This window comes from Pseudaminobacter soli (ex Li et al. 2025), from assembly GCF_029892515.1.
Taxonomy (GTDB): domain Bacteria; phylum Pseudomonadota; class Alphaproteobacteria; order Rhizobiales; family Rhizobiaceae; genus Pseudaminobacter; species Pseudaminobacter soli_A.
The window spans coordinates 14,660-29,306 of record NZ_JARXVF010000004.1 but is presented as its reverse complement, the minus strand read 5'-3'; the positions used below and the strand labels follow the sequence as shown (position 1 = coordinate 29,306).

Here is a 14,647-nt window from a genome sequence, read left to right as displayed (position 1 = left end):
GGAGCGCATGAGCGTAGCTGATTATCCAGTTACCATCACCCGGGTGAGCTTCGACCTCTCGGACGAAGACAGGGCCGCCGCGCAGCAGCGCCTAACACGTCTCAGCGAACACTACCCGACAATCGAACGCACTCGTATGCTGTTGGATAACGATTGGGACGGCGCTTTCAGGAAGGGCCTAGACTTCCTGCTTGATGGCCTCACTCCGAAACAATGAACATTCGTCAATTCCTGGACGAAACGGTGCCGGTTTCCCAGCTCGCGGTCGGCGGCTTAGGCTGTTCCTCGCTTTTGCCCGGATTGGGGCTATCCCTTCGTTTCCCGGCCGCAATGGCCTTGCCTATTCGCTGAGACAGGAATGACCCGCAATCTTCGATATCTTCGTTCCATGGCATTCGTCGGCCTTGTCTGGGCCGCTCCCGCCTTGACCGAACCGCAATTGCACGAGACGCCGCGCGCCGATGGCAGCACCATTCACTGGACACTTGATCGACCGGAGGGGGACGGGGAAACCGCCCTTGTGGTGATCGCGCAGGGGTCTGGTTGTGCTCCGGCCATGGCGAGCCTCAGCATGCGGGCGGCGCGCGCCGCCTTTGCAGGCCTCGCAGCACTCACGGTGGAGAAATACGGCGTCGATCCGAAAGACAGTCCGGCAAACGACCATCTCGATTGCTCGCAGATTTTTCGCGAGCGTCACACGGTGTCCCAGCGCATCGCGGACTATCGCCAGATCGTCGAGAGTCTGCGCGGCGCTCCCTGGTGGAACGGAAAGCTGATCCTGTTCGGTGGTTCCGAAGGCGGCATGACCATGGCGGCGCTGGCCGCCGATATTAGGGCTGACATTGGCATTCTGGTTTCCACCGGCGGTGGCGTGACCTTCGGCGAGGAGGTTCGCCAGGCCGTCCCTGAGGACGGGCGGCTGACAGCCGATGCGGCGTTCGCAAAGGCCCGGCAGAACCCGGACAGCGCGGAATTGTGGGCCGGGCAAAGCCTGAAATACTGGGCTGATGGGATCGACCGCCGTCCCGTCGACGACATGCTGCGCGCCGACACCGAGTTCCTGCTGATACAGGGGGCAAGGGATGCCTCCACCTCGGTCAATACGGCCCGCATGGTCAGCGATCTTTTCGCCAAGGACGGGCGCTGCAACCTGACCTATTGGGAGTTTCCGGCCTTCGATCACGGCATGGTCGACGCTGCGGGCAAATCGCATATGGCCGAGGTGCTGTCGCAGGCTGCCCTGTGGCGGAATGCCCGCATGGATATGCCAGTGACATGCCCGGCGAAGTAGCGGAGGCATGATGGGCCCGGACATCTCCCTGGGTTCGGCAGAAGCCCGCGACCTCGTCAGGCTGGGCGCGCTCAAGTTGGAAGTAATGAATCCTGGCGCTTCAAAAACCGATCTCAAAGCTAGAGCCAAAGACTGCAGTCACCCGCACTTGGCCCACCCTCTGCAACCCCTGCCAGCGCCGGGCAGGCCAAGTGCTGGTCGCCGACAAGGGGGTCAACATTGGACGCCGATAGGGGGTCAGATTTGTGCGTCGGTTGACACTCTGATCGCCGGCAAGGAGCTGCGCCGAATGTACGACAAACTCGATCAGCGATCTTGCGGAGGTGTTTTCAATCTCTCGGCCGAGCGTGTATCGTGCACTCGGTTGCCACCCTGGAGACGGCATTAGAGCATGAGCTTCGGCATCGGCTTAGGGGATTGATGAGCGAACTTCAGCCAAACCCACCGCTGGCACCGACGCGCCGAGCAGAGATAGCGACTGCAATCTATGAAGCCATTCGCACCTGCTTCGCGCATTGGGAGGCGATCCCGGATTTCGATCTGGACAGAAACTTCCGAATTTATCTTGAAGAAGCATTTGGCGCGGGCGACCGGTACGGCTTCGACTTGGCAACGTTGTGTTTCGTGGCAAGCCTCAGCAATGGTCATACCGCCTTCGGTGACGAATGGTTATGGCGCGAGCACGGAGCGCCGCTGGGCTTCGATGCCAAATTGGATCAAGACGGCTGGCAGGTGACGAGATCGGCAATCGATGCTCTCGTACCCGGGGAACGTATCGCGGGAATTAACGGGGAACCGATCGCGCTATTAGCCGCGGAGCAGATGAAGTTCGTTTCTGGGTCCAGTCTACCAGAGAAAGCTCATCGCTTGTTCTCACGACCCTATCTTTTCCCCACCGCCTTCGTGATCGAGACCACTGACGGTAGAACTTCCTGGATTGAGCGCGGGAGCACTTTGCCTGAATTGCCTGCCGAACCCAGTGGACGCTGGATCGACTACGACCGCTGCTTCCTTCTCTCAATACCAAGTTTTGCTGAGCCCCGGTTCGAATTGCAGGCCATCGAACTCTTGCGGCCTCTCCATGACAATGTCCATCTTATTGTGGACGTTCGCGGCAACTCTGGGGGCTCCACCCCCTGCGAGCTTGTCGCAGCGCTCATGCCCACTTGCTACCGCTACTGGACATATACGACGCCAGTCTCAAATGGACTGGACAGAGCACTGGGCATGTTGTCCAGCATGACTGTTACCGAAGCATCATGGATAGAGCCAAGGTCAAGCGCGTTCGGCGGGCCGCTAACGATTGTGGTCGATGGAGGTACGTTCTCGGCGGCGGAGGACTTTGTGATGCCTTTTAAAGACAACGCGCGTGCCCGAATTGTCGGAAAACCTACCGGCGGCAGCAGTGGACAGCCCTATTTTCGTGACTTAGGTGACGGCATGCGCCTATGGGTCAGTGCCAAACGTCAATATCTTCCAGACGAGACACCATTTGAAGGGATCGGCATCCAACCTGATATGATATGGTCCTATCAAGAGTGCCAAAAATTGCTGATAAACGGTGCCAAATAGCGGTCAAGATCACAAAGTTCGACGCTCGCGATTTTGTCGCAAAAATTAGGCAGACTGTCTGAAAAGTCATCAGCCATTATTTTTGAAGGCTCGACTGGAAACTGAGATGGAGTTCTGACACGGGTCCTTTGCATTGGCGAACAGATAGCCGTCCGCTTTATGAATAGCCCCAAATTCGAGACCGTTTTCGGCACATTGCCTGCAAAAGGCCTCGACATCCTCCACGTCGAATACGAGTTTGACAATCGCCTGGCCACTCCTCTGCCCTTTCGCGGCCTGATGCAGCATTAAATTCGCTCCGCCGTCCTCTGCGACCAGTTCAACAGTCCTGTCACCGGGCATATTAATAGCTTTGAAGCCGAAGTGCTTCTCGTAGAACTTCGCCGTTACCTCTACGTTCTTGGCGTAAATCACCAGTCTGTTAAGTGGCAAAGCTTCCTCCAGACGCGCTCTATATGATTCACTGGCTTCAAAGCTCATGGTAGACTTTGCCATGGCACATCTTTCTGGAACAGACCGCTCGCAACTGCTGCTCCTGCCGGAAGCGGTCGATGACTATGTCGGTCCAGACAATCCGGTTCGCTTCATTGAGGCCTCTATCGATGGCCTTGATTTATGTGCTGCTGGCTTCGTCCCGGTGAGGGCGAAAGAGACCGGCCGTCCGGGTTACGATCCGGCTGATCTGTTGAAGCTCTACATCTATGGCTATGTGAACCGGGTGCGATCGAGAGCGATGCGGACGAGGAGAAGGCCTGCAGCAACGGCGGTTCCGGAAGCAGAGGCGGCGACCTGGCGCAGAAGATCGCCGCAATCAAAGGCAAACGTGACCGGCACAAGGCGTTGCTGCCGTTCGAATTGCCATTGTAGCCGGTTTTTATTTACACGAGGTCGCCGGGTACCCATGCCCCTGGTGCAGGCAGGGATTGCCAGGAGGGTTAGTTGCTCCCTCTTTCAGGCACAGCTTCGTTGGACCGACTGCGCGACCTGCTGCGTAGAGCGCCGAAGCGTTCGGCAAAAGATCCAGCGTTTCCATCGCGGCATCGGCAAGCAGGCCAGTCAGTTGCGCGTTCCGCGCCTCAAACGCATTCATCTAGGCCTTCATGTGTCGGGGAATATGCCTAGATAGCCTTGATAGATTTGCTGCCTGCGGTCGGGCCGCTCGACGGTATGGAGGATGCAGGCACTTTCGCCGGAGGGATCATGTGTATGAAGTTGCGAGAGATCACACTTGTCGCGTTGTTGTTGATCGGCGGTATCGGGGCAGGCCACGCCGAGGAGGCCGAGCGACCGGCGCCTTCGGGCGGGATCCTGTCGTTGCTCCCGAAAGCGCGAACCTCCGATCATTCCATTGAGGTTGCCGGGCACAGCCTCGACTATCAGGCAAAAGCCGGCACCGTGTCGCTGCTTTCCGCCAAGGGGGAGGTCACGGCCGAGGTCTTTTATGTCGCCTACGCGCTTCGCTCCGGCGCAAGTCATGAACCGGACCCTCGCCGCTCGATAACTTTCGTGTTCAACGGCGGACCGGGAGCGGCTTCCGCCTATCTCCATCTTGGCGCGCTTGGCCCGCGTGTCATCGCAACGGCCGGCGATGGAAGCTTCCTGCCTTCGCCGCAGAAGCTCTTGGACAATCCGGACACCTGGCTCGACATGACCGATCTGGTCTTCGTGGATCCGGTCGGCACGGGCTACAGCCGCGAGGCGCCGGGGCAGGAGGCACGGAGTTTTTGGGGCGTAAAACAGGATGCGTCATCCATGGGCGCCTTCATCCGGCTGTTTCTCTTGCAGGAAGGCCGCACCGCATCGCCGGTCTATCTGGCGGGCGAAAGCTATGGCGGATTTCGGGCGGCACTGCTTGCCAAGACCCTCCAGGAAGATGTCGGCATCAGCCCGAGCGGTATAGTGCTGATCTCGCCGGCGCTCGAATTTGCCCTCGTTCGCCCCGACGCGTTCCAGCCGCTGCATTGGGCGCTTGAGCTACCCTCGCTGGCGGCCGTGCGCTTGAACAGCCAAGGCGTCGCCGGCCCGGCACTGCGCGAGCGGCTTTCCGAGATCGAACGCTATGCGCTGGGCGACTATCTCACGGCGCTCACGGGCGGACTGGAGCAGGGCGGGCGTCTGGCAAGCGAACGCGTTGCCGACATCACCGGCCTGCCTCTCAATTTGGTCCAGCGCAATTTTGCGCGTATCCCCTCGACGCTTTTCGCCAAGGAGTTTGCGCGGGCAAAGAACAATGTTCTTAGCCCCTATGACGGCACGATCGAAACGGGGGATGTTGCGCCCGAGAGCCTGGGGCTCGACGGCCCGGACCCCGTTCTGGACCGAAGCGTGCCCGTTCTCACCTCGGCCTTTGTCAATTATGCGCGTGAGGAGCTGAACTTTCGCACTGAGCTGAGTTACCGGCTACTGAACCGCGAGATCAGCGGCAATTGGGATTTCGGCATCGGCCCGACCCACCAGGGCTACGCGGGCGTGATGGATGATCTCCAGCAGGCGCGGGGGCTGAACCCGAGTATGGGCGTTCTGATCGTCAATGGCTACACCGACCTCGTGACGCCTTACATGACATCGGCCTATCTCGTTAACCAACTCCCGACTTTGCCAGGTGCGAAGCCCATTCGCACCGAGCTCTTGGAAGGCGGGCACATGATGTATCTCAGGCCCGATAGCCGCAGCGCGCTGAAAAGGGCGGCTTCGGAGCTATACCAGACCACACAATGAGGCCGGCCCGCAGCTGACCTGCTGAGGGGCTCCCTTGCCCGAAAGCAGCCATTAGCTCTGAACGCGAAACATTCATGCGATGTCAATGTGCATACCCAACAACTCAGCGATCCCTAAGACCGTCAAATGTCCAGCCTCTATTTCGACCGCACAATGAGGTTCAGATCGACCAATCTAAGCAACACGATCCACCTTTGCTCGATCTAGTGTTTCGAGCGGCAGTGGACGCCCCACCAGGAAGCCCTGCATCGCATGAACGCCCAGGCGCCGCAGCAACGCTTGCTGGCCGGCTGTCTCGACACCTTCCACGAGCACCATATGGCCAAGATTGCGCAATAGTTTCACCATATCATGCAGCATCATTCGGCCCTCAGCTGTCTGGCAGTCGTGCAGGAAACTGCGGTCGATCTTGACAACGTCGAATTCGAAATGCCGGATGGATGCGAGCCCGGCAAACCCGGTTCCGAAATCATCCAGCCATATTTGGACGCCTAAACTACGAAGCTGCTGGATGTTCCACTCTGCTTGCGCCTCCGGAACGATATCGATGCCTTCGGTGATTTCGAGTGCAAGCTTGTGCGGCGCAAGGCCGTGGCGTTGCAGGATTTCGGCAATTCGTAACGGAAAGCTAGGGGCCTTGAGTTGGATGGGCGACACATTGGCCGAGACGACCGCCCCCAAACCGTACTCGACCATGTCACGGCAGGCCCGGTCAATGACCCAGATGCCGAGTTCGACGATCGCCCCTGTGTGTTCCGCGACAGGGATGAACGCGGCCGGACTGATCAGCTCGCCGTGGAGATTTCGAAGGCGCATCAGGGTCTCGTAACCAAGAACGGACCCGTTTTCGACGTCGTATATGGGCTGATAGACAACCGACACGAGTTGCTTCTCAAGAGCTGTGCGCAAGAGCTCCGGAATGTCCTGATGGGGCTGGTCTTCGTTCATCGTTTCGCGGTCGTATATGTGGAATGTCGCGCGACCAGCGAATTTCGATATGTAAAGAGCACGGTCTGCTTCCTGCAGCAGGGAATAGAAATCAGCACTCTTGTCAGCGCGGCTCAGTGATGCGCCTGCGCTGATCGTTACGATGCCTGATGCGATGTCCGTGCTGGGATGCGGAATACGTAAATCTTCGATAGCTCGGCAGAGCTTTCCCATCACATTGTGGAGGTGGTCGCAATCGGCGACCTTGCACAGCACGACAAATTCCTCGCCACCGTAGCGTCCGGCGATGGCGTTATTCGCTGTCGCCGTTGCAGACAGGGCGTTCGCTAGGCTAACGAGGCAATCGTCACCTGCCTGATGCCCAAGCCGGTCATTGAACCTCTTGAAATAGTCGACATCAATAAGAATGACTCCGATTTTGCTGTCGTCAGTAGCCCATTGTTCGCAGAGGTCCGTGAAATCTCGTGTGATCGCTCGGCGATTTCGAAGTCCCGTGAGCGCATCGGTATTGGCGATCTCGCTCAACATTTGGCCTCTCTCGACAGCCGCCTGTTCCTGAATTCGCGCTTGAAGAGAGTGAAGAAAGGTTCTGTATCGCTCCGAACCGAGCCGCCACGACAGATAGAGAGAAAATACCAGGCTATTGATGAAATAGGCCGCTAATACTAGGCGATTGGCGAGCTCGGTTTGCAGAGATAAGAGAGCGGTCAAGGCAAACGTAATCGTCACTGTTGCGGACGAAATCGCGGAAATCATGAAGCGAAAATTGAAGAACAAGTTTGCTCCCAGGACGAACACGGTCCCGAACATCATGAAATTCGATAGCGCGGTTTGGTGAGTTGTTTCCAGGGCAAATAGCAGCCATCCGGTTGCACCTGTTACGATAGCGAGCGCAGCTAGAATGTTTAGCGCGGTCAGAGAAAAATTCTTCCTGAAGCCGAACTCAATCAGGCCGATAAAGATCACGCCGACGAGGATGCGTACCATCACAAGTCGATAGGCTACGTCTGGTAAGAGCAACCAGTCGAAAGCGCCATATAGAACGTAACACAGGACGGCGGCCCACATGCCCCAGCGCACCGACATGCGCTTCTCATTCGCATTCGCTTCTTGCATCATCCTGAGAAGAACCGGATCAACCGATCTCCAGGTTGAGCGTGCAATCGCTTCCTTCACCCTGTGAGCGATAGTTTCGGTCAGCTGCATTACAGCTCTCCTTTGCCAGAACTACGCTTTTAGGGAGAAGAAGAGGATATTTTGTTAATTCTTGGCGCTGAGAGGCCGCCATGTAAGCAGAACGCGGTTATCACGCGATTAAAATGGCTGGTGCTGTAGGAACTGCCCTCCACAAATCGACATGAATAAATCTCTATTTAATTGTTTCGGGTAAATCTCGCTAACCATATAGATCGATGATCTGGAAGCTGGGAGACTCGGAAATTGCAGAACGCAAAGTTGGTACTAGACGGGCATAGCCTCATAACGTCGCAACTGGTTAATCAGCATAATGGGGAAGTCGGCAGCGCGGTCGGCACCGAGGAACTGGCAGAACACGCGGCAAAACTTGCGCTTATTCTCAACCTTGCGTACCAAGCATTCGAGAAGCGCCAGCCCGCGGCTACGGTAGTCGATCGCTTAGCACTGCGACTTCACGAGCTTCGAAAGCAGGCCCCCCGAGAGGTTTGGCAACAGCTCATTCCCCTCGCGCAGCAGCACCGTGTTTCGGAATACTTGATGCAAGACCCGTTCACGCGGTGGTCCGTCGAAAAGCCGCGCGGCTATTCAGGCGACGCAAGCTTGCTGGATATCTATTACAAGCATCCGAGTGCCGACGAAATCGTGCGTTCGTCGACGCCGCTCGGGCAGGAGATTTTCGATTATACAAGCGATGCCGCAAGTTCCGAGGCAGGGCGTGAGCGGCGAACCATCCTTGCCAAGACAGTAGACGAGACAGCGCTCCGGACCCCAGAGGCAGAAGTGCTTGCGGTTGCCTGCGGCCATCTTCGCGAAGCCGAGCTGTCGAACGCCTTGGCCACAGGCGCGTTGAAGCGCTGGATCGGCCTGGACCAGGACCCTATCAGCGTCGCCACCGTAAACCGCGACTTGAGCGGCAGTCGCGTAGAGGCAGTGGAGGGTTCAGTTCGCGGACTACTTCGGCGCGCATACAACCTTGGCACGTTCGATCTCGTCTATGCGTCGGGACTTTACGATTATCTGCCACATGCGGTTGGTGTCCGCCTGCTGCAACGGCTGCTGGAACTGGTTAAGCCGGGCGGCGAATTTCTCTTCGCCAATTTCAGCGACGAGATCACAACGGACGGCTATATGGAGACCTTCATGGATTGGCCGCTCATCCTGCGTTCGGCTGACGATATGTGGGACATCATCAAATCCGCCGTCGACATGAACCACGTCGATGCTGAGGTGTATTATGGGTCCAACCGCAACATCGTTTACGGCAAGATTCGGAAGCGCAGTCCCCAGCCTTAATATGCGAGGCCGATTGGCCGTTGCAAACGGGTTTTGTTGGTCAACGCATGTCGGGTCTTGATTGCCCAGATCAACGCTCGCTTCTGGCGCGCCGTGGGGGCTCCTATTCTCTTCAGCCTCCACCCGCGTTTTCAATCGCCTAGCGGCCGACATGGGTGAAAAGCTGTCGATAGGGGCATCAGGGCTTCCCAAATAGGGACTCTTGCCGTCCATATCCCAGTCGTCACACACGCTCGCAGCAGGCATGCGTGCGAGCGTCTGGGCGACTGGATATCGGTCGGGACCTACGCCGGCGGCACTGCCGGGGTGAGACCGTGGCGGCGCATGATGTCAGCCATCTTGGCCCGGTCCGGTGGGCCACCGGCCGCAGCGTTGAGAACCGCGAAAGTCTCGCGGAAATACTCTGGACCGATTGCGGCGGGGGTAATCACGCAGAGCGCCTTCACGTCCCGGCTGCCATTGTTATCGAACCGGTGAACGGCGCCTCGCGGAATACATAGCGCCTGTCCCGGTCCGACATCGACTTGTTTTCCGTCGACGGTCCAGGTCAACACACCCTCGATGCCGTAGATCGTCTCTTCATAATGGTCGTGGCTGTGGGCTGGAGCTGGCAGCCGCTGCCCGCTTGGGACACCAAGCTCAAAGGCTGCGATGCTGCCGTTCGAGTTGTCTCCGGTCAGCAAGAAGCGGACCGCGAGGCCCTTGGTGGCAATCGTTTCGTCGGAAGGGTTGATGCGAGGGTCTATTGCGGCCTGTGGCATTGCGCTGTCTCCTCCGGTAAATTACATTTACCGCAAGCAAGTAAACTCCATTTACCGAGAATGTCAATGCCGGCCCCTTCAGGAAGCTTGCCGATCAAAACCGAGGACATGCTGATCGGTGCCCTGCTGCGTGTTCCCGCTCAGGCGATCCATCGCAGGATTATCAGGGAACTCAACGCAGCCGGCTTCGACGACCTGCGCCTGCCGCATATTGCGGTGCTGCAGTTTCCCGGGCCGGACGAGGTTCGCCCCGCCACGCTTGCCGAGCGCGCAGGCATGAGCAAACAGGCCATGAACCAGCTGCTCGGGAGCCTTGAGGGTTTCGGCTATATTGTCCGCACCGACGCACCGGGTGAGAGCGGCGCGCGCATTGTCCGCTTCACCCAACGCGGACACGCTGCATACGCAAAAATCATCGATACACTGGGCGACATTGAGCGCGAGTGGAGCAGTGAACTCGGACCCGAACGTTTCTCCCAGCTCAAAGCGCTGCTGATGCTTGTCTGGGAGGGCCCGCTGGTTCGCTAGCCGAGGGGCACTCGCTAACCCCATCCGGTCATCCAGCCGGTGAATGGCGCTTTGGAAATCGACCATGAAGGTCTGTCTGGTCGCCCTTTGCGACATCCAAGGACGAACGGATCGATTTCGTACCTTGCCACAGTCCGGGCGAGGTGGCCGGGCGGATTTCCTGATCCTAGCAACGAATACGATGCACTGGCTTGCGGACCAGATGGTGCGCGGGGTCTCTACCGCACTGCTGCATATCGCTGTCGCGAAAGCATGGAGCATTCGGCACAACGGTAGCCGCCGGATAGCCATGGCCTGCGATCAAGCCTCTCCTGCATTGGTGGACAAGAGCAACGACGGCATTCCACCCTTTCCGGAGCCTTCCGAACGCATTAATCTTACTAGCCGAATGACCTGGAAAAATGGAGAATCCCGCTGCAATGACCAGACATGTAGCTGTCGCGCTTTACGTGATCGCGATGGTAGCGGTCATAATCAGTGTGGACTTTTTGTTCTTGAGAGATAGATTCTGGGAGCGGCTGGCCGCAAATATTGGAATAGTGTTTTTGTTTGCGGCTTTTTACCTGCTATTCCTTCGGCGTAACTGAACTAGCCGCTGCTCTGCAGCTCTCGCCATCCAATGCGGCGAGCTACATTAGCGGATGGAATTGGTCGTGGACGGTGACTTAATTCTGCGGCTGTGATCGATACTGCGTTAACCGCAGGAGCTGAAATCCTCGGGCTCTTCTACCCTGCATTTGCGGAATGTTCGTTGCCGCGTCCAAACGAAAGCAGTTCGCGCGTATAGTCTTGGGTGGGCGCTCGAACGACCTGTTCGGTTCTGCCGTATTCGATGATCTCGCCTCGCCGCATAACCAGAAGGCTGTCGGAGATATGCGCGACGACCTTCAGGTTGTGGGTGACGAAGAGCATGGAGACGCCTCGGCTTTCCTTCAGGTCTGCCAGCAGGTTCAGGATCTGCGCCTGTACGGAAACATCAAGCGCCGAGGTAGGCTCGTCGAGGATCATCAGCCCCGGCTCCAGCGCCAGCGCCCGTGCGATCGCCACCCTCTGCGCCTGTCCGCCGGAAAGCTCGCGTGCGCGGCGTTGTAGGAAATCGGCAGGCAGGCCGCAGTCCGACAACAGGCCTGCGATCTTGTTCTGCATTTCGGGACCGGACCGCTGCCCTTGTGCGAGCAGGGGTTCGGCGAGGATCTCCGCGATCGTCAGCCGGGGGCTGAGCGAAAGAAAAGGGTTTTGCGACACGACCCCGATCTTTTGGCGTGCGCGCCGCAGCGCCTCGCCTTTCAGAGCAAGCCAGTCCTGTCCCTCAAGCCGCACCGAGCCGCTTTCAGCTGGCAAGAGCCGCAGGATCGCGCGCAAAAGGCTTGTTTTGCCCGAGCCGCTTTCACCGACGATGCCGAGTGTTTCGCCTCTGGCTAGTTGGAAGCTCGCGCCATTGACCGCTGGTTTTGCGCGCGCGCCGAAGAGACCGCGTGCGCGGTAGCGGATGACGAGATCCTGGACCTCAAGGATCGGAGCCGAGCTCATGCCGAGCCCTCCGGCAAGTGGCACAGCCAGCGATGTGCTGCGAGAGCCCGTTCGGGCACCACCTGCATCGCGCAGACCGGCATGGCCTGCGGGCAACGCGGGGCGAAGGCGCAGCCGTTTATCTCCGAGCGCGGCGGCGGGATGGAACCTTCGATTGCCGCCAGCTTTGCCCCATGCGGCGCGGCATCGGGCAAGGCCGCAAGCAGGGCTCGGGCGTAGGGATGGCCAGTCTGCTGCAGCACATTGCCAACCGGGCCTGTCTCGACCGATAGCCCGGCGTAAAGCACGGTCGCCCGGTCGCAGGCTTCGGCGATCACGTCCATATCGTGCGTGATCATCAGCACGGTCAGTCCACGCTCGACTACCAGTTTCCGTAATAGCGCCAGAACCTGTGCACCGACCGAAACATCGAGCGCCGTGGTCGGTTCGTCGGCGATCAGGAAATCGGCCCCGGTTGCCAAAGCCTGCGCGATGACGACGCGCTGCTGCATGCCGCCGGATAGCTGGTGCGGATAGCTTTTGAGCACCCTTTCGGGATCGGGAAGGCCGGTCGCGGCGAGAAGCGCGACCGCCTCGGCGCGGCGCGCCTGGCGCGGCATGTCGCGATGCGCGCGCAGCACATCGTCCATCTGCCGCGCAATGCTGAGCACGGGGTTCAGTGCCGCCGCCGGATCCTGCGAGATCATGCCGATCCGCCGGCCGCGTAGGCGTCCCGCATTCTCGCGCAGATCCTCGCCGTCGAAATGGAAGCGATCGGCTGCGATACGGGCGCCTTTGGGCACCAGCCCAAGTGCCGCCATCCCGGTCATGGTCTTGCCGCAGCCGGATTCCCCGATGACACCGTGGATCTCGCCGCGCTCGATTTCCAGGCTGACCGAGCGGACGGCATGCACATCGCCTTCCGGGGTGGGAATGGCGACCGAGAGGTTGCGGATTTCAAGCAGCGCCACGGCTTGCGCCTCCCTTGCGGTCGCGCAGGGCATCGCCAAGAACGCTGAAGGCCAGAGCGACAATGAAGATCGCCAGGCCGGGCATGGCCGAATACCACCAGCGCGCCGGGAAGAACTTGCGTCCAGCATCGACCATCTGGCCCCAGTCGGCGGTCGGCGGCAGCACGCCGAGCCCAAGGAAGGAAAGCGCCGCCGCTGTCAGCAATGCAGGTCCCACATCCAGCGCCGCCTGAACGGTAAGCGGTCGCGCGGTTGCAGGCAGGATATGGCGGGCAATGATGCGCGCGTGCGAGACACCGGCAAGCCGCGCCGCCTCGACATAGGGCTGGCCGCGCAGCACCAGCACCTCGGAGCGGGCGAGCCTGGCATACCAGGGCCACCAGGTGACAGAGACCGCGATGATGCTGTTGAGAAAGCCCGGCCCAAGAGCGGCAGCCATCAGAACCGCCAACAGCAGTGCTGGAAAGGCGAGGAAGATATCGGTGCCGCGCATCAGCGCTTCGTCGATCCAGCCGCCGAAATAGCCTGCGGCCAAGCCGACCGGCAGGCCGATGAGCAGGGAAAAGGTGACGATCAGCACGCCGTTGGTCAGCGAAACCCGGGTGCCGTAGATGATGCGGCTGAGCATGTCGCGCCCAAGATGATCAGTGCCGAGCCAGTATTGCGCCGAAGGGGAAGACAGCTTGGCCGCCACGTTCGGCGCGCCAACACCCTGCTGGGGATAGGGGGCGACCCAAGGAGCAAATACGGCAACAAGCACGATCACGAGAACGACCCCGAGGGCGATCGTGCCTGGCCAGCCGAGACGTTGGACAAGCCTGTTCATGACAGCGCCACTCGCGGATCGACCAAGGCCTGGGCAATGTCGATAAAAAGGTTCATCACCACATAGCAGATCGTCACCACCATGGTGACCGCCGCGATGACAGGGAAATCCTTGGCGAGGATCGCCTCAGAGACGTAGCGGCCGAGGCCCGGCCAGGCGAAGATGATCTCGACCAGAACCGCGCCGGTCAGCGCATAGGCAAAGGAAAGGCCGATCACAGTCAATGCCGGTCCCATGGCATTCGGGAGCGCATGGCTGAACAGGATACGCGGCTCGGAAAGGCCAAGCGCTCGCGCGGCGGTGACATGGCGGCGCTCGAGGATCTCGATCATGGCCGATCGCGTCAGCCTCATGGCGACGCCGGCAGGATAGGACGCCAGAGTAAGTGCAGGTAGGATCAGGTGCCTGAAGGCATCACCAAAGGCGTCGAGCCGGCCGGCGAGCAGTGCGTCAAACAGGTTGAAGCCGGTCACCATCTGCAGCGGCGCGGTGATCGAGATCTCCCGCGAAAGACGCCCGGAGAGCGGCAGGAAGCCGAGCCATTGCGCGAAAATAAGCTGCAAAATCATGGCCAGGAAAAAGGTCGGCATCGCAACCGCCGCAATTGAACTGAGGCTGCCGAGCCTGTCGGGCCATTTCCCCTGCCGCGCCGCGGCAAGGACGCCGAGCGGAATGCCGATCAGCAGGGCGAGGCCGGTGGAAAAGACCGCCAGTTCCAACGTTGCGGGAAGATAAGCCCGCAGATCCTCGGCGATCAGACGGCGCGATTTGTAGGACACGCCGAAGTCGCCGGTCGCCATGGCTTTGGCAAACCCAGCGAACCGCTCGATCAAGGGAGCGTCAAGGTGCAACTCCTGACGCGCCTTCTCGATCTGCTCAGCCGTTGGTCGCGGCCCGGCATAGAGCGAGGCGGGGTCTGACGGAACCACCTGCGCCACGATGAAGACCAGAAAGGTCACCCCCAGCACCACGAAGGCGGAAAGGACCATCCGGCGCAGGATGTAGCGTGCGAGTTCCATCAGACCGCCGGGAG

At 59.5% G+C, this 14,647-nt stretch carries 13 protein-coding genes and 1 pseudogene; 7 read left to right on the top strand and 7 right to left on the bottom strand.

Annotated features, from left to right (window positions below; genetic code table 11):
* Positions 1 to 31 precede the first annotated feature (31 nt).
* The 3 genes and pseudogenes from M2281_RS17810 to M2281_RS17800 all read left to right on the top strand — a co-directional run.
* A pseudogene (locus tag M2281_RS17810) lies at positions 32 to 217 on the top strand (TetR family transcriptional regulator); the annotation flags it as partial.
* Between the two features lie 141 nt (positions 218 to 358).
* Positions 359 to 1,291 carry an alpha/beta hydrolase family protein gene (locus M2281_RS17805; protein ID WP_280822529.1) on the top strand — a complete coding sequence of 311 codons (933 nt, stop codon included), beginning with the start codon at positions 359 to 361 and terminating at the stop codon, positions 1,289 to 1,291.
* Positions 1,292 to 1,711: 420 nt separating this feature from the next.
* Positions 1,712 to 2,863, top strand: coding sequence for a S41 family peptidase (locus M2281_RS17800; protein WP_280822528.1), 1,152 nt, complete (start codon positions 1,712 to 1,714; stop codon positions 2,861 to 2,863).
* Between the two features lie 69 nt (positions 2,864 to 2,932).
* On the opposite strand, the gene M2281_RS17795 is transcribed toward M2281_RS17800, so the two are convergent.
* Positions 2,933 to 3,295: a VOC family protein gene (locus tag M2281_RS17795; RefSeq protein WP_280822840.1), complete on the bottom strand. Its 363-nt coding sequence runs from the start codon at positions 3,293 to 3,295 to the stop codon at positions 2,933 to 2,935.
* Positions 3,296 to 3,356: 61 nt separating this feature from the next.
* On the opposite strand from M2281_RS17795, the gene M2281_RS29230 reads away from it, so the two are divergent.
* Together M2281_RS29230 and M2281_RS17785 are read left to right on the top strand one after the other, a co-directional pair.
* The gene (locus M2281_RS29230) at positions 3,357 to 3,989 is read left to right on the top strand and encodes a transposase (protein WP_425537748.1); all 633 of its coding nucleotides are present in this window, start codon (positions 3,357 to 3,359) and stop codon (positions 3,987 to 3,989) included.
* A gap of 74 nt (positions 3,990 to 4,063) precedes the next feature.
* Positions 4,064 to 5,581: a S10 family peptidase gene (locus M2281_RS17785; protein ID WP_280822527.1), complete on the top strand. Its 1,518-nt coding sequence runs from the start codon at positions 4,064 to 4,066 to the stop codon at positions 5,579 to 5,581.
* A 174-nt stretch (positions 5,582 to 5,755) separates the two neighbouring features.
* Here the strand turns inward: M2281_RS17785 and M2281_RS17780 are convergent, their stop codons facing one another.
* Positions 5,756 to 7,735, bottom strand: coding sequence for a putative bifunctional diguanylate cyclase/phosphodiesterase (locus M2281_RS17780; protein WP_280822526.1), 1,980 nt, complete (start codon positions 7,733 to 7,735; stop codon positions 5,756 to 5,758).
* A gap of 234 nt (positions 7,736 to 7,969) precedes the next feature.
* Here M2281_RS17780 and M2281_RS17775 point away from each other — a divergent pair, with 234 nt between their 5' ends.
* Complete coding sequence (locus tag M2281_RS17775) at positions 7,970 to 9,019, top strand: class I SAM-dependent methyltransferase (protein WP_280822525.1); 1,050 nt, start codon at positions 7,970 to 7,972, stop codon at positions 9,017 to 9,019.
* A 284-nt stretch (positions 9,020 to 9,303) separates the two neighbouring features.
* On the opposite strand, the gene M2281_RS17770 is transcribed toward M2281_RS17775, so the two are convergent.
* Complete coding sequence (locus M2281_RS17770) at positions 9,304 to 9,780, bottom strand: cupin domain-containing protein (RefSeq protein ID WP_280822524.1); 477 nt, start codon at positions 9,778 to 9,780, stop codon at positions 9,304 to 9,306.
* Positions 9,781 to 9,867: 87 nt separating this feature from the next.
* On the opposite strand from M2281_RS17770, the gene M2281_RS17765 reads away from it, so the two are divergent.
* Positions 9,868 to 10,308, top strand: coding sequence for a MarR family winged helix-turn-helix transcriptional regulator (locus tag M2281_RS17765; protein ID WP_280822523.1), 441 nt, complete (start codon positions 9,868 to 9,870; stop codon positions 10,306 to 10,308).
* 726 nt (positions 10,309 to 11,034) lie between these two features.
* Here M2281_RS17765 and M2281_RS17760 read toward each other — a convergent pair.
* Genes M2281_RS17760 through M2281_RS17745 form a run of 4 tightly spaced genes read right to left on the bottom strand, consistent with a single transcriptional unit; the run spans position 11,035 to position 14,633 of the window.
* Positions 11,035 to 11,838 carry an ABC transporter ATP-binding protein gene (locus tag M2281_RS17760; protein WP_280822522.1) on the bottom strand — a complete coding sequence of 268 codons (804 nt, stop codon included), beginning with the start codon at positions 11,836 to 11,838 and terminating at the stop codon, positions 11,035 to 11,037.
* On the bottom strand, positions 11,835 to 12,788 hold the full coding sequence (locus tag M2281_RS17755) for an ABC transporter ATP-binding protein (RefSeq protein WP_280822521.1): 954 nt from the start codon (positions 12,786 to 12,788) through the stop codon (positions 11,835 to 11,837). Before M2281_RS17755 ends, M2281_RS17760 begins: the two co-directional genes overlap by 4 nt.
* Positions 12,775 to 13,614 carry an ABC transporter permease gene (locus M2281_RS17750; RefSeq protein WP_280822520.1) on the bottom strand — a complete coding sequence of 280 codons (840 nt, stop codon included), beginning with the start codon at positions 13,612 to 13,614 and terminating at the stop codon, positions 12,775 to 12,777. The genes M2281_RS17755 and M2281_RS17750 overlap by 14 nt, the downstream gene beginning before the upstream one ends.
* Positions 13,611 to 14,633, bottom strand: coding sequence for an ABC transporter permease (locus M2281_RS17745; RefSeq protein WP_280822519.1), 1,023 nt, complete (start codon positions 14,631 to 14,633; stop codon positions 13,611 to 13,613). Before M2281_RS17745 ends, M2281_RS17750 begins: the two co-directional genes overlap by 4 nt.
* Between the last annotated feature and the right edge of the window lie 14 nt (positions 14,634 to 14,647).

Bases quoted from the DNA above. Each gene is read 5' to 3' on its own strand.
- M2281_RS17805 (WP_280822529.1), top strand. From the start codon at position 359: ATGACCCGCAATCTTCGATATCTTCGTTCCATGGCATTCGTCGGCCTT.
- M2281_RS17800 (WP_280822528.1), top strand. From the start codon at position 1,712: ATGAGCGAACTTCAGCCAAACCCACCGCTGGCACCGACGCGCCGAGCA.
- M2281_RS29230 (WP_425537748.1), top strand. From the start codon at position 3,357: ATGGCACATCTTTCTGGAACAGACCGCTCGCAACTGCTGCTCCTGCCG.
- M2281_RS17785 (WP_280822527.1), top strand. From the start codon at position 4,064: ATGTGTATGAAGTTGCGAGAGATCACACTTGTCGCGTTGTTGTTGATC.
- M2281_RS17780 (WP_280822526.1), bottom strand. From the start codon at position 7,735: ATGCAGCTGACCGAAACTATCGCTCACAGGGTGAAGGAAGCGATTGCA.
- M2281_RS17770 (WP_280822524.1), bottom strand. From the start codon at position 9,780: ATGCCACAGGCCGCAATAGACCCTCGCATCAACCCTTCCGACGAAACG.
- M2281_RS17760 (WP_280822522.1), bottom strand. From the start codon at position 11,838: ATGAGCTCGGCTCCGATCCTTGAGGTCCAGGATCTCGTCATCCGCTAC.
- M2281_RS17750 (WP_280822520.1), bottom strand. From the start codon at position 13,614: ATGAACAGGCTTGTCCAACGTCTCGGCTGGCCAGGCACGATCGCCCTC.
- M2281_RS17745 (WP_280822519.1), bottom strand. From the start codon at position 14,633: ATGGAACTCGCACGCTACATCCTGCGCCGGATGGTCCTTTCCGCCTTC.